The 17,322-nt window shown below is 68.8% G+C and carries 15 protein-coding genes; 6 read left to right on the top strand and 9 right to left on the bottom strand.

Annotation, left to right across the window (positions count from 1 at the left end; genetic code table 11):
- Positions 1–55: 55 nt before the first annotated feature.
- Together ppgK and map are read right to left on the bottom strand one after the other, a co-directional pair.
- Positions 56–811, bottom strand: a complete 756-nt coding sequence (gene ppgK, locus ACIRCZ_RS05390; RefSeq protein WP_055896171.1) for a polyphosphate--glucose phosphotransferase — start codon at positions 809–811, stop codon at positions 56–58.
- A 62-nt stretch (positions 812–873) separates the two neighbouring features.
- The gene (map, locus tag ACIRCZ_RS05385) at positions 874–1,740 is read right to left on the bottom strand and encodes a type I methionyl aminopeptidase (protein WP_402850427.1); all 867 of its coding nucleotides are present in this window, start codon (positions 1,738–1,740) and stop codon (positions 874–876) included.
- A 12-nt stretch (positions 1,741–1,752) separates the two neighbouring features.
- Between map and ACIRCZ_RS05380 the strand changes: the two genes are divergently transcribed.
- Positions 1,753–1,965, top strand: a complete 213-nt coding sequence (locus tag ACIRCZ_RS05380) for an SPOR domain-containing protein (RefSeq protein ID WP_055896176.1) — start codon at positions 1,753–1,755, stop codon at positions 1,963–1,965.
- On the opposite strand, the gene panB is transcribed toward ACIRCZ_RS05380, so the two are convergent.
- Positions 1,962–2,813 (bottom strand): 3-methyl-2-oxobutanoate hydroxymethyltransferase, encoded by an 852-nt coding sequence (panB, locus tag ACIRCZ_RS05375; protein ID WP_082581462.1) that lies wholly within the window; start codon positions 2,811–2,813, stop codon positions 1,962–1,964. The two genes, ACIRCZ_RS05380 and panB, sit on opposite strands and share 4 nt — an antisense overlap.
- 103 nt (positions 2,814–2,916) lie before the next feature.
- Here panB and glnA (ACIRCZ_RS05370) point away from each other — a divergent pair, with 103 nt between their 5' ends.
- From glnA (ACIRCZ_RS05370) to ACIRCZ_RS05360, 3 genes are all read left to right on the top strand, one after another.
- Positions 2,917–4,254 carry a type I glutamate--ammonia ligase gene (glnA, locus tag ACIRCZ_RS05370; protein ID WP_055896181.1) on the top strand — a complete coding sequence of 446 codons (1,338 nt, stop codon included), beginning with the start codon at positions 2,917–2,919 and terminating at the stop codon, positions 4,252–4,254.
- 5 nt (positions 4,255–4,259) lie between these two features.
- Complete coding sequence (locus tag ACIRCZ_RS05365; RefSeq protein ID WP_402850422.1) at positions 4,260–7,283, top strand: bifunctional [glutamine synthetase] adenylyltransferase/[glutamine synthetase]-adenylyl-L-tyrosine phosphorylase; 3,024 nt, start codon at positions 4,260–4,262, stop codon at positions 7,281–7,283.
- A gap of 137 nt (positions 7,284–7,420) precedes the next feature.
- Positions 7,421–7,552, top strand: coding sequence for a hypothetical protein (locus ACIRCZ_RS05360; protein ID WP_268765813.1), 132 nt, complete (start codon positions 7,421–7,423; stop codon positions 7,550–7,552).
- Positions 7,553–7,810: 258 nt separating this feature from the next.
- On the opposite strand, the gene glnA (ACIRCZ_RS05355) is transcribed toward ACIRCZ_RS05360, so the two are convergent.
- Positions 7,811–9,235 carry a type I glutamate--ammonia ligase gene (gene glnA, locus ACIRCZ_RS05355; protein ID WP_055896186.1) on the bottom strand — a complete coding sequence of 475 codons (1,425 nt, stop codon included), beginning with the start codon at positions 9,233–9,235 and terminating at the stop codon, positions 7,811–7,813.
- 139 nt (positions 9,236–9,374) lie between these two features.
- Here glnA (ACIRCZ_RS05355) and ACIRCZ_RS05350 point away from each other — a divergent pair, with 139 nt between their 5' ends.
- Positions 9,375–9,812, top strand: coding sequence for an RDD family protein (locus ACIRCZ_RS05350; RefSeq protein ID WP_402850417.1), 438 nt, complete (start codon positions 9,375–9,377; stop codon positions 9,810–9,812).
- A gap of 108 nt (positions 9,813–9,920) precedes the next feature.
- Here the strand turns inward: ACIRCZ_RS05350 and ACIRCZ_RS05345 are convergent, their stop codons facing one another.
- The 3 genes from ACIRCZ_RS05345 to lipB are packed head-to-tail and all read right to left on the bottom strand — an operon-like array spanning position 9,921 to position 12,302.
- Positions 9,921–10,619: a DUF4191 domain-containing protein gene (locus tag ACIRCZ_RS05345; protein WP_055896192.1), complete on the bottom strand. Its 699-nt coding sequence runs from the start codon at positions 10,617–10,619 to the stop codon at positions 9,921–9,923.
- A gap of 49 nt (positions 10,620–10,668) precedes the next feature.
- Positions 10,669–11,658, bottom strand: coding sequence for a lipoyl synthase (gene lipA, locus ACIRCZ_RS05340; protein WP_402850414.1), 990 nt, complete (start codon positions 11,656–11,658; stop codon positions 10,669–10,671).
- A complete protein-coding gene (gene lipB, locus ACIRCZ_RS05335) occupies positions 11,655–12,302 on the bottom strand; it encodes a lipoyl(octanoyl) transferase LipB (protein WP_402850411.1) in 648 nt (215 codons plus the stop codon). The genes lipA and lipB overlap by 4 nt, the downstream gene beginning before the upstream one ends.
- 110 nt (positions 12,303–12,412) lie before the next feature.
- Between lipB and ACIRCZ_RS05330 the strand changes: the two genes are divergently transcribed.
- The gene (locus tag ACIRCZ_RS05330) at positions 12,413–14,251 is read left to right on the top strand and encodes a hypothetical protein (RefSeq protein ID WP_402850408.1); all 1,839 of its coding nucleotides are present in this window, start codon (positions 12,413–12,415) and stop codon (positions 14,249–14,251) included.
- Here ACIRCZ_RS05330 and sucB read toward each other — a convergent pair whose 3' ends face one another.
- Together sucB and lpdA are read right to left on the bottom strand one after the other, a co-directional pair.
- The gene (gene sucB / locus ACIRCZ_RS05325) at positions 14,252–15,817 is read right to left on the bottom strand and encodes a 2-oxoglutarate dehydrogenase, E2 component, dihydrolipoamide succinyltransferase (protein ID WP_402850405.1); all 1,566 of its coding nucleotides are present in this window, start codon (positions 15,815–15,817) and stop codon (positions 14,252–14,254) included.
- A gap of 64 nt (positions 15,818–15,881) precedes the next feature.
- On the bottom strand, positions 15,882–17,255 hold the full coding sequence (gene lpdA / locus ACIRCZ_RS05320; protein WP_055896205.1) for a dihydrolipoyl dehydrogenase: 1,374 nt from the start codon (positions 17,253–17,255) through the stop codon (positions 15,882–15,884).
- Positions 17,256–17,322 lie beyond the last annotated feature (67 nt).

Raw genomic sequence — 17,322 nt, 5'->3', positions numbered from 1 at the left:
ACGCCCGCCGGCCGAAGCCATACGCGCCCCTAACGAGCGACGCGATGAGGCGGCGTCAGGACCGGACAGCGAGGGCGGCCGCGCCCAGGATGCCCGCGTTGTTGCGGTGCACGGCGGGGACGATCTCCGTCTTCAGGTCGAGCAGGGGAAGGAAGTCCTTGTAGTTCTTGGAGACGCCGCCTCCGACGATGAAGAGGTCGGGTGTGAACAGGAACTCGAGGGTCGAGTAGTAGGTCTGCAGGCGCTTCGCCCACTTCTCCCAGCTGAGGTCCTCGCGCTCCTTCGCCGAGTACGCCGCCTTCGACTCCGCGTCGTGGCCGTCGATCTCCAGGTGGCCGAGCTCGGCATTCGGGATGAGGACGCCGTTGTAGATGAGGGCGGAGCCGATGCCGGTGCCGAGCGTCGTCATGATGACGAGGCCGTCCTTGTCCTTCGCCGCGCCGAACCTGGTCTCCGCGTACCCGGCGGCGTCGGCGTCGTTGACGAAGTGGATGTCGCGCTTCAGCCCCTTCTCGAAGAGGTCCTCCGCGCGCAGGTCGATCCACTTCTTCGACACGTTCGCCGCCGACAGGGTGACCCCGTGGCTGACGATGGCGGGGAAGCAGACGCCGACAGGAGCATCCGGGTCTTCGGCGGCCAGCTTCTCGACGATCTCCTTGGTGGTCTCGACGATGTCGTCCGGCTTGCCGCCCTCCGGCGTCGGCAGCTTGACCCTGTCGCTGATGAGTTCTCCGGTGTCGAGGTCCACGAGACCTCCCTTGATCCCGGTTCCTCCGATGTCGATTCCGATTGCCTGGTTCTTCGAACTCATGGCACGAATCTACCCCGCAGTGGATGCGCGGCGTGCGAGCCCTGCCGCGAGCCCGCCGGCGCTCAGGGAAGCGTGAGCACCTCCGCGCCGCGTTCGGTGACGACGAGCGTGTGCTCGAACTGCGCCGTGATGCTCTTGTCGCGGGTGACGACCGTCCAGTCGTCCTCCCACATGTCCCACTCGTGCGTGCCGAGGGTGAGCATCGGCTCGATGGTGAACACCATGCCGACCTCCATCACATCGTCGTGCAGTGGAGCGGAGTCGTAGTGCGGGATGATCAGGCCGGAGTGGAAGGCCGCGCCGACGCCGTGGCCGGTGAAGTCGCGCACGACGCCGTAGCCGAACCGTTTGGCGTACGACTCGATGGCGCGGCCGATCACGTTGACCTGCCTGCCGGGCGCCACGGCCTTGATCCCGCGGTTCAGCGCCTCGCGGGTGCGCTCGACGAGCAGCGCGACCTCCTCGGTGGCCGTCCCGGCGGTGAAGGTCTGGTTGCTGTCCCCGTGGAAGCCGTTCTTGTACGCGGTGATGTCGATGTTGACGATGTCGCCGTCCTCGATCACGGTGTCGTCTGGGATCCCGTGGCAGATCACCTCGTTGACCGAGCTGCAGATCGACTTCGGGAAGCCGCGGTACCCGAGCGTGGACGGGTACGCCCCGTTCGCGATCAGGAACTCGTGCCCGATCACGTCGAGCTCTTCCGTTGTGACGCCGGGCCGCACGTTCTCGCCGACGAGCGCGATGGCCCGGGCGGCGATCCGGCCGGACTCGCGGATCAGCTCGATCTCGTCCGGGGTGTACACGTCCGATCCGGTGTACGGAGACGGCTCCTTCTTGCCGACGTACTCCGGCCTGGCGATCTCGGCGGGGACGGAGCGCAGGGGACTGACGCGTCCCGGAATCAGGTGACCGGCGGAATCCTTGGGCATAGGATCAAGCTTATGACCGGCGAGAATGACCACGGAATCACCCAGGACGCCGAACACAAGTTCTGGTACAACATGAAGACCGGCCAGGTCGAACAGGGTTTCCTGTCGCCTGCCCCCGACCGCGTCGGCCCGTTCGACACGCACGCCGAGGCGGAGAACGCCCTCGAGAAGCTGCGCGAGAACAGCGCCAAGTGGGCTGAGGACGACGCGGCGGAGAACCGCTAGAAGCTGTGCTCGGGGGCGGGGAACGTCCCGTCCTGCACGTCCGCCTTGTACGCGGTCGCCGCCTGGGTCAGGACCCCCTGCAGATCGGCGTACTGCTTCACGAAGCGCGGGATGCGGCCGGTGGTGAAGCCTGCCCAGTCCGTCCAGACGAGCAGCTGCCCGTCCACATCCGGGCCGGCGCCGACGCCGATGGTCGGGATGCGCAGCTCGGCCGTGACCCGCGCCGCCACCTCAGCAGGCACCATCTCCATGACCACCGCGAACGCGCCGGCGTCCTCGACAGCGTGCGCGTCGGCGAGCAGCTGCTCAGCGCCTTCGCCGCGACCCTGGATGATGTGGCCTCCGAGCCCGTGCTCGCTCTGCGGCGTGAAGCCGATGTGCGCCATGACGGGGATGCCTGCATCCACGATCCGGCGGATCTGCTCCGCGCTGCGAACGCCGCCCTCCAGCTTGACCGCGTGGGCTCCCGTCTCCTTCATGAACCGCACCGCTGTGTGCAGCGCCTCCAGCGGCCCCGTCTCGTATGAGCCGAACGGCATGTCCGCCACGACGAACGCGCGCTTGACAGCACCGGCCACCGCGCGGGTGAGCGGGATCAGCTCGTCGACCGTGACCGGGAGGGTCGTCTCGTAGCCGAGCACGTTGTTGCCCGCCGAGTCGCCGACCAGCAGGAAGTCGATGCCTGCCGCGTCGAAGATCTGCGCGGTGAGCTGGTCGTAGCTGGTGAGGCCGGTGAACTTGGCGCCCTCCTCCTTCGCGGCCTGGAAGTGCCTGGTGCGGACGCGCTTGAGCGACTGCATCGACGACGTCGTCGGGTGGGCGGACGGCATAGGAGACTGCTCTGACATGGCCTCAGTCTAATGACGCGTTCAGACTCGGAAACGGACGAGCCCGGCGCCTGAATCGAGCCCTCGAAACCACTAGTCTGGGAAGGCTGACGAAAGGGGCAGGATGGACAAGCAGCGCGACTTCGTTCTTCGCACGATCGAGGAACGTGGCATCAAGTTCGTGAGGCTGTGGTTCACCGACGTCGTCGGCACACTCAAATCCGTCGCCATCGCGCCCGCCGAGGTGGAGGGCGCGTTCAGCGAGGGGCTCGGCTTCGACGGCTCCGCCATCGAAGGCCTGACCCGCGCTTACGAGTCCGACCTGCTCGCGCATCCGGACCCCACCACGTTCCAGATCCTCCCGTGGCGCGGCGAGATCGACCCGACAGCGCGCATGTTCTGCGACATCACCACCCCGGACGGGCAGCCGTCGGTGTCCGACCCTCGCAACGTCCTCAAGCGCACGCTGGAGAAGGCGGCCGACCGCGGGTTCACGTTCTACACGCATCCCGAGATCGAGTTCTACCTGCTCAAGTCTTCGGCGTTCGACGAGAACGGCCCGGAGCCCGTCGACTCGGCAGGCTACTTCGACAACGTGCCTGGCGGCACAGCCCACGACTTCCGTCGCCGGTCGGTCAGGATGCTCGAAGACCTCGGCATCTCCGTCGAGTTCAGCCACCACGAGGCGGGGCCGGGTCAGAACGAGATCGACCTGCGCTACGCGGACGCCCTCACCACGGCCGACAACATCATGACCTTCCGCACGGTGATCAAAGAGGTCGCCATCGAGCAGGGCGTGTACGCCACGTTCATGCCGAAGCCGCTCTCCGGCCACCCCGGCTCGGGGATGCACACCCACATGTCGCTGTTCGAGGGCGACACCAACGCGTTCTTCGAGGCAGGCGCCGAGTACCAGCTCTCCAAGGTCGGCCGTCACTTCATCGCCGGCCTGCTGCGCCACGCGCCGGAGATCACCGCCGTGACCAACCAGTTCGTCAACTCGTACAAGCGCCTCTGGGGCGGCGATGAGGCGCCGAGCTTCGTCTGCTGGGGACACAACAACCGGTCGGCGCTCGTCCGCGTCCCGCTCTACAAGCCCAACAAGGGCCAGAGCTCGCGCGTCGAGTACCGCGCCATCGATTCCGCGGCCAACCCGTACCTCTCGTTCTCGCTCATGCTGGCCGCCGGCCTCAAGGGCATCGAGGAGCAGTACGAGCTGCCGCCGGAGGCCGAGAACAACGTCTGGGCCCTCAGCGACGCTGAGCGCCGTGCCCTCGGATACAACCAGCTCCCCGCGAGCCTCGACCACGCCATCTCGCTGATGGAGGAGTCGGAGCTGGTGGCGGAGACCCTCGGCGAGCAGGTCTTCAACTACGTGCTGCTGAACAAGCGGCAGGAGTGGTCGGCCTACCGCGCCCAGGTCACGCCGTACGAGCTGCGCACCAACCTCGAGATCCTTTAGGCGCCGTGCCGCGCGACCAGCTCTCACTGACCACTCTCGCGCGGTCGGGCTTCGTCGGCCTGAGCTCGGTGCGTGCTCAGCTCGACGAGCTGGCAGCGCTCACCGGGGTGACGGTCGAGGACGCGCTTCCCGCGTTCTCGGTGGCCGCCGACCCTGACACGGCACTCGGCTGCACGCTCGCCCTGGTGCGCCGTGCTCCCGACCGCGCAGCCCCGTACCTGCGCAGGCAGGACGCGGCCAAGCGCATCCTGAAGGTGATCGGCGCGTCCGAAGGGATCGGCGAGTTCTTCCTGCGGCAGCCGGACCAGCTGGATGCGCTGAGCGAGCCCGTCACGCGCCTCCCGTCGGCCGCCGAGCTGCGCGACGACCTGCTGGATGCGGTCGGCGCGGTCGACGGCTTCGCCTCTGTCACAGAGGAGGAGGCCTGGACCGCTCTGCGCATCCGGTATCGCAGGCGCCTGGTGCAGGTGGCGAGCTTCGACCTGGAGCAGGCGGATCCCGTCGACGGCTTCGACGCGGTCGCCGCCACCATCTCCGACCTGGCGGGCGCGGCGCTCGAGGCGTCGCTGGCGATCGCCAGGCGGCAGACCAGCGGAACAGGCCCCGGCCGGTTCCCGGAGGCGGAGGTGCGCGCGACGCGCATCGCGATCATCGGCATGGGCAAGGCGGGCGCCCGCGAGCTCAACTACGTCAGCGACGTGGATGTGATCTACGTCGCGGAGGGCGATGAGGAGGAAGGCGTCTCCTCCGGCCGCGCCGTCGACATCGCCACGCGGCTCGCGATGCTGACCATGCGGGGCATCCACGATCCTGCCATCGAGCCCGGCCTCTGGGAGGTCGACCCGAACCTGCGTCCAGAGGGCAAGGACGGCGCTCTGGTGCGCACTCTCGAATCGCACATCGCCTACTACGACAGGTGGGCGAAGGGCTGGGAGTTCCAGGCGCTGCTGAAGGCGCGCCCGCTCGCCGGGGATCTCGACCTGGGGGAGCGCTACGTCACCGCACTCGCCCCCAAGGTGTGGAGCAGCGCGTCCAGGGAGAACTTCGTGGAGTCCGTGCAGCGGATGCGCGAGCGGGTCACCGACAACATCCCGGACGATGAGGTGCACTACCAGCTGAAGCTCGGCCCCGGCGGCTTGCGCGACGTGGAGTTCACGGTGCAGCTGCTCCAGCTCGTGCACGGGCAGACGGACGACCTGGTGCGGCAGCGCGACACCCTCTCCGCCCTCGCCGCGCTGGCCGCGCAGGGCTACATCGGCCGCGAGGAGTCCGCCGACTTCTCGCGCGACTACCGCACGCTGCGCCTGATGGAGCACAGACTGCAGCTGCGCCACCTGTCCCGCACACACTTGATGCCGCGCGACGAGAGCGACCAGCGGGTGCTCGCGCGGGCCACGGGGCTCGCACCCGGCGCCGAGCAGCTCTTCGAGCGCTGGAACGCGATCAAGCACCGGGTGCGCGGGCTGCACGAGCGGCTGTTCTACCGGCCACTGCTGAGCGCCGTCGCCTCCACCCCCAGCGAAGACACGAACCTCACCGGCCAGGCTGGACTGACGAGCGCGCAGGCAGAGGCCCGCCTCGCCGCCATCGGCTTCCGGGATGCGCGTGGTGCGCTCGCCCACATCGGTGCGCTCACCGGCGGGGTGTCCAGGCGCGCGACCATCCAGCGGCATCTGCTCCCCGTGATGCTGCAGTGGTTCGCCGCCGGCGCCGATCCCGACTACGGTCTGCTCACCTTCCGCCGCCTCAGCGAGGACCTCGGCTCCACCCACTGGTATCTCCGGATGCTGCGCGACTCTTCCGGGGCGGCAGAGCGGCTGACCAGGGTGCTGTCCGGGTCGCGGTTCGCCGGGGAGTTGCTGGGGCGCATCCCGGAATCGGTGGCGTGGCTGGAGTCGGAGGAGGACCTGCGACCACGGTCGGCCGCGCTGTTGCGCGAGGAGACGAAGGCGATCCTCGGCCGTCACGCCTCAGCGGAGTCCGCTGCGTCCGCGCTGCGCGCCGCCAGGAGGCGCGAGGTGCTGCGCCTGGCGTTCTCCGGCATCCTCGGGTTCAGCACGATCGAGGAGCTGGCGCAGGGGCTCACCGCGGTCACGGAGAACGTGATCGCCGGTGTGCTGGAGGCGATCAGGGAGAGCCGCGACGACCGGGACCTGTTCGAGTTCGCGGTGATCGGGATGGGCAGGTTCGGCGGCCGCGAGCTCGGTTTCGGGTCCGACGCCGACGTGATGTACGTGTTCCGCGCTCTCGGCGACGACCAGGATGCTGCGCACCGCGCGGCCCTGCAGGTGGTCTCCGACCTGGGCAGGCTCACCGAGGACAACGTCCTCCCGCTCGACCTGGACATCGGCCTGCGGCCGGAGGGCAAGAACGGCACCCCTGTCCGATCTCTCGACTCGTATCGCGCGTACTACCAGCGCTGGTCGCTCACCTGGGAGGCCCAGGCACTGCTGCGCGCACGGGGGGTGGCGGGCGACGCCGGCCTCCTCGACGACTTCGAGCGCGTGGCAGACGACGTGCGCTACCCGGCGGCGATCGCCGAGCAGGCCGTCCGCGAGGTCAAGCGCATCAAGGCCCGCGTCGAGAGCGAGCGCCTCCCGCAGGGCGCAGACCCGGCCAGGCACCTCAAGCTCGGCCGCGGCTCGCTGAGCGACGTGGAGTGGTTCGTGCAGCTCATCCAGTTGCAGCATGCAGCCGCTGTGCCCGATCTGCAGACCACATCCACCCTGGATGCGCTCCGCGTCGCCGCCGAGACCGGGTACGTGACAGCGGAGGACGCCGCGAAGCTCCGCGACGCCTGGGTGTTCGCCTCCCGCGCCAGGTCGGCGATGACACTCTGGACCAACAAGACGGCCGACGTCCTCCCTTCGGATCGCGTCGCCCTCGACGGCGTCGCCCGCCTGATGGAGTACCCGCCGGGCTCGGCCAGCCGCCTCGAAGAGGACTACCTCGCCGTCACCCGCCGCGCCCGCGCGGTCTTCGAGCGCTCGTTCTACGGCCAGCCCGACAGGCCGACACCCTCGGTCTGAGCACGCACCCGGCGCCGGCGCCGGCGCCGATGCCGGCGCCGGTGCCGCCAGCCCGACAGCCACGGGGCCGGGGGTAGCATCCCGGAGCCTGCGGCGTACAGTCCGACTCCTAAGCGGACGAGGAAACGAACGAGGAGATGACCGACATGGTTGAGCGCGACACCACGCATCCGGACCCGGACGACCTGCCCGATGGCTCAGGCACAGACGCCGAGTCGCCGGACGACGGCAAGGACACCGCTTCTGGTGGTGGCGCGGATGACCGATAAGCAGCGGCCGGAGACGACCAGCCACCCGGACGGCGTCGATCCGGAGCACGGCACCGATCCCGACGGGACGCCGGTGGAGAACCCGTCGGGAGGGTAGCGACCACACGACCGCCCGGGTACGCGCGGTCTGGAAACAGACGAGTCCGCACGAGCTGCGGTGCCGGTCGCTTTCGCGGCCGGTCCTGCAACTCGTGCGGACTCTGTGCGGGCAGCGCGCCCGCGACGTCGTGACTCCCGCGAGCTGACGCGGGACGCCGGCTACACGCCGAAGTACAGCTCGTACTCGAACGGGTGCGGACGCTGCGCGAGGGGCTTGATCTCCTTCTCGCGCTTGTAGTCGATCCAGGTCTCGATGAGCTCCGGGGTGAACACGCCGCCTGCGAGCAGGAACTCGTGGTCGGCCTCGAGCGCATCCAGAACCTCGGCGAGGGTGCCGGGGACCTGGGGAATGTTCTTGGCCTCCTCGGGCGGGAGCTCGTAGAGGTCCTTGTCGACAGGCTCGTGCGGCTCGATGCGGTTCTTGATGCCGTCGAGGCCGGCCATGAGCTGGGCGGCGAACGCGAGGTACGGGTTGCCGGACGCGTCAGGGGCGCGGAACTCGATGCGCTTCGCCTTCGGGTTGGTGCCCGTGATCGGGATGCGGATGGACGCCGAGCGGTTTCCGGCCGAGTAGACCAGGTTGACCGGGGCCTCGAAGCCGGGGACCAGACGGTGGAACGAGTTCACGGTCGGGTTGGTGAACGCCAGGACGGCCGGGGCGTGCTTGAGCAGGCCGCCGATGTACCAGCGGGCGATGTCGGAGAGGCCGCCGTAGCCCGCCTCGTCATAGAACAGCGGCTTGCCGTCGTTCCACAGCGACTGGTGGGTGTGCATCCCCGAGCCGTTGTCGCCGAACAGCGGCTTCGGCATGAAGGTCGCGACCTTGCCCCACAGCTCAGCCGTGTTCTTCACGATGTACTTGAACTTCAGAATGTCGTCCGCCGCGTGCACCATGGTGTCGAAGCGGTAGTTGATCTCGGCCTGGCCGCCGGTGCCCACCTCGTGGTGTGCGCGCTCCAGGATGAGGCCGGCGTCGATCAGCTTCAGCGAGATGTCGTCGCGCAGGTCGGCCTGCTTGTCGACGGGAGACACCGGGAAGTATCCGCCCTTGTACGGGGTCTTGTTGGCGAGGTTTCCGCCTTCCTCGACGCGACCGGTGTTCCAGGCGCCCTCCTCGGAGTCCACCGAGTAGAAGCTGGAGTGCTGGTTCACCTCGTAGCGGACGTCGTCGAAGATGTAGAACTCGGCCTCCGGAGCGAAGAACGCGGTGTCGGCGATGCCGGTGGATGCGAGGTACTTCTCCGCCTTCTTGGCGACCTGGCGCGGGTCCTTCGAGTAGATCTCGCCGTTGCGCGGGTTGTAGATGTCGAAGACCATGATGAGCGTGCGCTCGGCACGGAAGGGGTCCACGTACGCCGTCGAGACGTCGGGGATGAGCTGCATGTCCGATTCGTGGATGGACGCGAAGCCGCGGATGGACGATCCGTCGAAGAGCTGGCCGACGGAGAAGAACTCCTCATCGACGGTCGACGCGGGGATGTTGAAGTGCTGCTGCACACCGGGCAGATCGGTGAAGCGGATATCAAGGAACTTGACGTCGGTGTCCTTGATGAACTTGAGCACCTCGGAAGAATCACGGAACATGCGGAGGACTCCCAAAAATGGATTGAGGTGGTGGACTGCACCTGCAGCCCAAGACCCAACGTAGGGGGACGGAGTTTCCCCGGGGTGACGCAAATGTTTCCGGCGTGTTACGCATACCCGTGGCCGGTAAACTCGTCCAGTGCCCCAGAACCCGCAATCGTCCAGCAACGGCAACATCGCTCCGAGTCGCTATCCCGGTGAACGACTGGGACTCCCGGAGTCCGGCAGGGGGTCCGTCGGCCGCGTAGGGCGCCGGATCGGCGCCATCGTGATCGACTGGGCGATCGCCTATCTTATTTCGTTCGCGTTCTTCCGGGTCGACGGAATCGCGAACGGCTGGGCCACGACGGGCATCTTCGTGCTCATGCAGATCGTCTTCATCCCGACCATCGGCGGCGGCATCGGCCACCGGGTGCTCGGGATGCGCGTGGTCGCCATCCGCGGAGGCTGGGTCGGCCTGTGGCGCCCCGTCGTCCGATCGCTGCTGCTCGCGGTCGTGATCCCCGCGCTCGTCTGGGACTCCGACCAGCGCGGCTTCCACGACAAGATCGCCGGCACCGTCCTCATCCGAGCCTGACCCTGCCGCCCCCACCCTCGACAGCAAGAATCGAGCCGGGACTTATGCACGCGACTCGCCGGTCGCGATAGTGCATAAGTCCCGGCTCGATCGCTGGGGACGCGAGGGTCAGCGTGCGCGCTGGGCGCGGACCTTCATCGGGTCGATGCCCTTCGGGATCGGCATGGCGTTCTCGAGCGACTGCAGACGGTTGCTGATGGCCATCACCTCGGCCTTGGTCAGCGTCGGCTTGATCTTGGCGAGCACGCGCGGGATCTTGTGAAGGGGAGTGGCGTCCGCATCCGGCCCGACGCTGATCGTCGTGACGGGCACGTTCGGAAGCACACGGGTGACCTTGCGGCGCTCCTCGTCGATCATCCGCTGGGTGCGGGTCTTCGGACCCTCGCTGATGAGGACGACGCCGCCGCGGCCAGTGGCACGGTAGATCGCATCCTGGGTCTTGCCGTTGACGGCGACCGGCATCTCCGAACCGCGCCAGCTGCGCTTGAGCGAGCTGCGCAGCACGGCGCCGACCGCTCCGGGCTGGCCCTCGATCTGCGAGTACGCGGCACGCTCGGCGCGGCGACCGAGGATGATGAGGCCCACCAGCACACCGGCGAGCACACCGGCGAGGATCCACATCGCCATCGTGAAGCCGTTGCCGTCCGAGAGGAAGATCGCGAGCAGCACGCCGACGATGATCGGCAGCACGATGCCGCCCACGATGTACAACACCGCCCGGTTGTCGTAGCGGCGGGTCATCTGGAAGACCTGCCACATCTGCTTGAGCCGACCGGGCTCCTTGGTGGACTTGTCCTTGCGTGCCATAGTCACAAGGATACCGGCTCGGCTGCCCGCGCAGTGACGTTGTTCGCGGTCAGGAGACGGCCTGCGCGAAGCCGAGCGACGCATCCGCCAGATGACGGAGCTGTTCCGGCACGTCGCGGCCTTTCGCCTCCATCGACTGCGCCCACAACCGGCCTGCCCTGTACGAGGAACGCACGAGCGGACCGGCCAGCACGCCGAGGAAGCCGATGGCCTCCGCCTCCTCCTTCAGCTCCACGAACTCGTCTGGATGCACCCACCTGGCCACCGGCAGATGCCGAGGGCTCGGCCGCAGATACTGGGTGATCGTGATGATGTCGGTGCCTGCATCGTGCAGGTCGCGCAGAGCCTGGCTGATCTCCTCGCGTTCCTCGCCCATCCCGAGGATGAGGTTGGACTTGGTGATGAGCCCGGCGGCGCGTCCCTGCGTGATGACGTCGAGCGACCGTTCGTAGCGGAACGCCGGCCGGATGCGCTTGAAGATGCGCGGGACCGTCTCGACGTTGTGCGCGAACACCTCGGGTTGGGCTGAGAAGACCTCGCCGAGGTAGTCGGGGTTGCCGGAGAAGTCCGGCACCAGGATCTCGACGCCGGTGCCAGGGCTCTGCCGGTGGATCTCGCGGATCGTCTCGGCGTACAGCCAGGAGCCTTCGTCGTCGAGGTCGTCGCGGGCGACGCCGGTGACGGTGGCGTAGCGCAGGTCCATCTTCGCCACGGACTCGGCGACGCGACGCGGTTCGTCTGTGTCGTAGTCCGCGGGCTTGCCTGTGTCGATCTGGCAGAAGTCGCACCTGCGGGTGCACTGGGCGCCCCCGATCAGGAAGGTCGCCTCCCTGTCCTCCCAGCACTCGTAGATGTTGGGGCAGCCGGCCTCCTGGCACACCGTGTGCAGTTCCTCGCTCTTCACAAGGCTCTGCAACTGCTGGTACTCGGGCCCCATCCTGGCCTTGGTCTTGATCCACTCCGGCTTGCGCTCGATGGGGGTCTGGGCGTTGCGGATCTCGAGGCGCAGCATCTTGCGCCCCTCTGGCACTGCGCTCACGCGGCGGTCTCCCGTTCGGTGTCGAATTCTCTGTCGAAGCGGGCCACGATGAGGGGCACGACGTCTTCCGGGGTGACCGTGCGGCCGAGCACGCGGCTGATCGAGGTGATCCCCGCATCCCGGATGCCGCACGCGACGATGGCGTCGTACGCCTCGAAGGTGTTCGAGCAGTTGAGCGCGAAGCCGTGCATGGTGACGCCCTCTGCGACGCGGATACCGATGGCGGCGATCTTCTCGTCGCGCTGGACGCCGCGGATCCACACCCCCGATCTGCCGTCCACCCGCTCGCCCGTGACGCCGAGTTCGGCGAGCACGTCGATCAGGATGCTCTCGAGTCGCCGGACATAGCCGACGACGTCGATGGGCTCGGAGAGATGGAGAATCGGGTATCCAACGAGCTGCCCTGGCCCGTGCCAGGTGATCTTCCCTCCGCGGTCGACGTCGATGACGGGAGTCCCGTCTGTCGGCCTTTCGTCGGGCTCCGTGCGTTTGCCCGCGGTGTACACCGAGGGATGCTCGAGGAGGATGACAGTATCTGGCGCCCGGCCTGCAACGACATCAGCGTGCATGGCACGCTGCTGCTGAAGGGCCTCGGAATACGGCACGGAGTTGGCGCTTAGCCCCGTGACGACGTAGTCGACCACGCAGCCAGTCTATGTGGTCACCGGTTCTCCACAACTCGGGGGCGGTGCGCGTTGTCCACGGATTCGCTGCGCGAGCTCCGATGCGCTCCCGGATGCTCTGAAATGGCGTCATGCCGAACGAACTGAACGCCGTCCACCGCGCACGCGCCACCCTGTCTCGAACCCCCGACCTCGCTCGCCTCGCCGCCGCCCGCGCCAGGGAGCGGGGGTGGCGGACGCTCACGACCCTGTCAGTGGATGCGCGGGAGCTCCGCCAGGTGGTGATGCTTCCGGAGCGCCCGCATCCCGTAGTGCTGTGCGCGCGGGTGCGCGCCGCCGCCGCGCCAGGCTCCGCGTGGGAGGCGGCGGCGCGCAGGGAGGCGAGGTCGGAGCACGTCGTCGGGGTGCTGGCGGGGCTGCCGCCCGACGGAAGCGTGGAGACGGATCGGTCAGGCACTGTCGAGTTCCTGATGCTGGAACACGCTCAGGGCGGAACGCTGTCCGCGCTGCTCGATCGCCGCCGGATGGTGAGAGCGGACGAGGCAGTGACCATCCTGATCGGCACCGCCTCCGGTCTCGGCGCCCTGCACGAGGCGGGGTGGGCGGTGGGCGGACTCACCGCCGACGGCATCGCGTTCCGGCCGGACGGCTGCCCAGCCGTCGACGGGCTCCGGGATGCGCGACCACTCACGGACGCCGACGCTCTGTCGGACCGCCGCGCGTATCGCGCCATCGCTGAGCAGCTGTGCACGCTCGTTCCCTCACCGGGCGGCTGGCGCTTGCTCGACGCGGTGGATGCTGCGCTCTCGGTCCCTGTGGCGCACGCCGGATCTAACGCCGGCCCGTGGGAACGGGCGATCTCCGGCGTGCTCGCGGTGGTCGAACCCGGCATCGTGCGCCTGGGGGAGGACGTGGACGCGGCAGGAGCGAGTGCGGCAGGGATCGGGGCGGCAGGGATGCGTGCGATGGGCGGTGCTGCCAGGGAGGTCGGAGCTCACGGGGCGGGTGCGACTGTCGAGTCGCACGCAGGGTCCGCACCGGTCGTCGGCCTGGGCGCCGGTGGGGAGGGCAGCCGGACACCTCGGCGGACGCACGGCGAGCTCGTCGCTGCGGGGCTGCGCGTCGCCGCCGATCATGCCCGGCGCTCGGCGGTGCGACGTGATCAGCAGCGTCGGCCGGAGACCGACCGGGGAGGTGCGGAGGCGCTGCCGCACCGCTCAGCCGCCTCCGCGCTCTCCCCCTTATCGGCATACGAACCGGTCGCGGCGGTCACCGACGTCCTCCTCGACGGACAGCCGGTCGCACACGTCACAGGCCGACTGCGCGCCTGGCTGGCAGTGCGCAAGAAGCTCGTGGCCGTTGCGGTCGCTCCTGTCGTCGCCATCGGCGCCGTCCTCGTGCTCCTCCCCGGCCCGGCCGATGCGGACGGTGCGGGAGCGGGCAGCGATGGCGTGGGAGCGGGTGGAGCGAGCGGGACACGCTCGGGTGCGCCGGCAGCGAGGACGGGATCGGGGCGGTCTGGGCCGGCGCCGGAGGATCAACGCACGTCCTCACCGTCATCCTCTCCGCCGTCGCCGGCCCCGCCGTCGTCCCCGCCCTCATCCTCACCGCCCGGGGTGCCAGGCGCCGCAGGTGCGCCCGTGGACGGGGAGCCCGTGGAGGCCGCTCCCGTGCTGCTGCGTGCCCGCTATGCGTGCTTCGCGGCGAAGGCGCGAGAGGCGGCCTGCCTGAACGACATCGTGCAGGCGGGGTCGCCGCTCGCGGAGTCGGATCGCGCCGCGCTCGACGGTGCCGTCCTCGCAGAGGAGTTCGACTACGCCGGTGCCGCCGTGGAGCTCATGCAGCGCTGGGGCGACGCCGCGCTGGTGTCTGTGGCACCGGACAGGGCTCGCACGCCGAAAAGCGAACCGGCCTCGCTCCTGATGGTCAGGAGCGAGGCCGGCTGGCGACTGCGGGAGGTGTTCCCGTGATCAGATGCCGAGGTTCGCCTCGAAGTTGCCGCCCTCGAGACGGTTCTTCACCGCGACGAGGAAGCGGGACGCGTCGGCGCCGTCGACGATCCGGTGGTCGTACGAGAGGGCCAGGTAGACGGTGGAACGGATCGCGATCGAGTCGGTTCCGTCTGCCGAGATGACGACGGGGCGCTTCGTGACGATGCCGGTGCCGAGGATGGCCACCTGGGGGAGGAACACGACGGGAGTGTCGAACAGCGCGCCACGCGAACCGGTGTTGGTCAGCGTGAACGTGCCGCCCGCGAGCTCGTCGGGCTTCAGACGGTTCTCACGGGTGCGCTCTGCGAGGTCCGCGATCTCCTTGGCGAGACCGGCGAGGTCGAGCTCCGAGGCGTTGCGCACCACGGGGGTGAGCAGGCCGCGCTCGGTGTCGACGGCGATCGACATGTTCTCGTGGTCCGGGTAGACGATCGAGTCGCCGTCGATGGTCGCGTTGATGACGGGGTACGTCTTCAGCGCCTCGGCGGCGGCCAGAGCGAAGAACGGGAGGAAGGACAGCTTGACGCCGGTCTTGGTCTGGAAGTCGGCCTTGACCTTGTCGCGGAACACGGCGACCTTGGTCACGTCGACCTCGACCACCGAGGTGAGCTGAGCGGACGACTGCATCGAGACGACGGCGCGCTCGGCCACGACCTTGCGCAGACGCGACATCGGCTGCGTCGTGCCGCGCAGCGGCGACACCTCGGGCGCCGGTGCAGCAGCAGCGGTCGACGGGGCAGCAGAAGCAGCGGGAGCGGCAGCCGCGGAGAGGATGTCCTCCTTGCGGATGCGTCCGCCGACACCGGTTCCGGTCACGGTCGACAGGTCGATGCCCTGCTCGTTCGCGAGCTTGCGGACGATCGGGGTGACATACCCTGCGTTGCCGGCGTGCGCGCCACCCGAGGATGCGGGAGCTGCGGCAGGAGCCGGAGCCGCGGCAGGAGCCGGAGCCGCGGCAGGAGCCGGAGCAGCGGCGGGCGCGGGTGCGGCGGCGGGTGCCGGTGCGGCGGCGGGCGCGGGTGCGGCGGCGGGTGCCGGTGCGGGTGCGGCAGCCGGTGCGGCGGCGGGTGCCGGTGCAGCTTCCGCAGCCGGTGCGGGAGCAGCAGCGACGGGCGCGGCCGGTGCGGCCTCAGCAGCCGGTGCGGGAGCAGCCTCTGCGGCGGGCGCAGGTGCAGCCTCCGCTGCCGCCTCAGCGGGCGCGGCCTCGGCCGGAGCGGCTTCAGCGGGCGCGGCCTCAGCCGGTGCGGCCTCAGCCTCGGCGGGTGCGGCCGCGGCGGCGGGAGCGGCCGGAGCCTCGCCTCCGCCGGAGCCGTCGCCGATCGTCACGAGCGCAGTGCCCACCTCGACGGTCTCGTCCTCCTGCACCAGGATCGCCTCGATGACGCCCGCGATGGGGGAGGGGATCTCGGTGTCGACCTTGTCGGTCGAGACTTCGAGCAGGGGCTCGTCCACCTCGACACGGTCGCCAACGTTCTTCAGCCAGCGGGTGACCGTGCCTTCCGTGACACTCTCGCCGAGTGCCGGGAGGCTGACGGATTCGCTCATGAGCTTGTCTCCTTCAAACCAATTCGTTCAGTAGTTTATTGCAGTCGCGCCGACCGGCGGCGGACTAAAGGGTGTGCAGCGGCTTGCCTGCCAGGTACAGGAACGCCTCGCCCAGCGACTCGTTCTGCGTGGGGTGCGCGTGGATGAGCGGGGCGATGTCCTCCGGGTACGCCTCCCAGTTCACCGCGAGCTGTGCCTCGCCGATGAGCTCGCCGACGCGGGCGCCGATCATGTGGACGCCGACCACGGGGCCGTCGATCACGCGGACGACCTTCACCGAACCGTTGGTGCCGATGATCTCGCTCTTGCCGTTGCCGGCCAGGCTGTAGTCGTAGCTCGACACCTTGTCAGCGCCGTACTGCTCGACGGCCTTGGCCTCCGAGAGGCCGACAGAGGCGACCTCGGGGTCGCAGTACGTGACCTTCGGGATGTTGACATCCGGGACGATGATCGGGTTCAGGCCCGCGATCTCCTCCGCGACGAAAATGCCCTGCTGGAAGCCGCGGTGGGCGAGCTGCAGGCCGGGGACGATGTCGCCGACCGCGTAGACGCCGGGAACGCTGGTCTGCAGACGCTCGTCGGTGATCACGAAGCCGCGGTCGAGGGTGACGCCTGCCTCCTCGTAGCCGAGGTTGGCCGTCGACGGGCCACGGCCGACGGCGACGAGCAGCAGCTCGGCGTCGACGGTGTCGCCGTTCTCGAGCGTGACGACGACGCCGTCGTCGTTCTGGGTGACGCCGGAGAACCGGACGCCGAGACGGTAGTCGATGCCGCGGCGGCGGAACGCGCGCTCCAGCGACTTGCTGATGGTCTCGTCCTCGTTGGGGACGAGGTGCGGGAGCGCCTCGATGATGGTGACGTCAGCGCCGAAGGACTTCCAGACGCTGGCGAACTCGACGCCGATGACTCCGCCGCCGAGCACGGCGACCTTCTTCGGGACGAAGTCCAGCTCGAGGGCCTGCTCGCTCGTGATGACGCGGCCGCCGATCTCCAGACCGGGGAGCGAGCGCGAGTACGAGCCCGTCGCGAGGATGACGTTCTTGCCGACGATGGTGTCCTCGCCGACCTGCACGGTGGTGGGGGAGGTGAGACGACCCTCACCCTCGATGACCGTGATCTTGCGAGCCTTGACCAGGCCCTGCAGTCCCTTGTACTTCTTGGCGACGATGCCCTGGCGGTACTCCGTCACACCGTTGATGTCGATGCCCTGGAACTCGGTGACGATGCCGTACTTCGACGACTCGCGCGAGTAGTCCGCCACCTCGGCCGCGTGCAGCAGCGCCTTGGTGGGGATGCATCCCCGGTGCAGGCAGGTGCCTCCGACCTTGTCTTTCTCGATCATCCCAACGGTGAAACCGAGCTCGGCCGCACGCAGCGCTGCTGCGTAGCCTCCACTCCCACCGCCGAGTACCACAATGTCAAAGTTCTGCTCAGACACCCAGCTACTCCCTCGCGCATCAAGATTCGTGACACGACCCTGCCCCGAGGGGTCACTCGTGGGCAGG

The organism is Leifsonia sp. NPDC102414 (genome assembly GCF_044765685.1).
GTDB lineage: Bacteria > Actinomycetota > Actinomycetes > Actinomycetales > Microbacteriaceae > Leifsonia.
This window is presented reverse-complemented; position numbering and strand designations above follow the sequence as displayed.

Excerpts from the sequence above, each read along its gene's own strand:
- ppgK (WP_055896171.1), bottom strand. The coding sequence starts at position 811 with ATGAGTTCGAAGAACCAGGCAATCGGAATCGACATCGGAGGAACCGGG.
- map (WP_402850427.1), bottom strand. The coding sequence starts at position 1,740 with ATGCCCAAGGATTCCGCCGGTCACCTGATTCCGGGACGCGTCAGTCCC.
- ACIRCZ_RS05380 (WP_055896176.1), top strand. The coding sequence starts at position 1,753 with ATGACCGGCGAGAATGACCACGGAATCACCCAGGACGCCGAACACAAG.
- panB (WP_082581462.1), bottom strand. The coding sequence starts at position 2,813 with ATGTCAGAGCAGTCTCCTATGCCGTCCGCCCACCCGACGACGTCGTCG.
- glnA (WP_055896181.1), top strand. The coding sequence starts at position 2,917 with ATGGACAAGCAGCGCGACTTCGTTCTTCGCACGATCGAGGAACGTGGC.
- ACIRCZ_RS05360 (WP_268765813.1), top strand. The coding sequence starts at position 7,421 with ATGACCGACATGGTTGAGCGCGACACCACGCATCCGGACCCGGACGAC.
- glnA (WP_055896186.1), bottom strand. The coding sequence starts at position 9,235 with ATGTTCCGTGATTCTTCCGAGGTGCTCAAGTTCATCAAGGACACCGAC.
- ACIRCZ_RS05345 (WP_055896192.1), bottom strand. The coding sequence starts at position 10,619 with ATGGCACGCAAGGACAAGTCCACCAAGGAGCCCGGTCGGCTCAAGCAG.
- ACIRCZ_RS05330 (WP_402850408.1), top strand. The coding sequence starts at position 12,413 with ATGCCGAACGAACTGAACGCCGTCCACCGCGCACGCGCCACCCTGTCT.
- sucB (WP_402850405.1), bottom strand. The coding sequence starts at position 15,817 with ATGAGCGAATCCGTCAGCCTCCCGGCACTCGGCGAGAGTGTCACGGAA.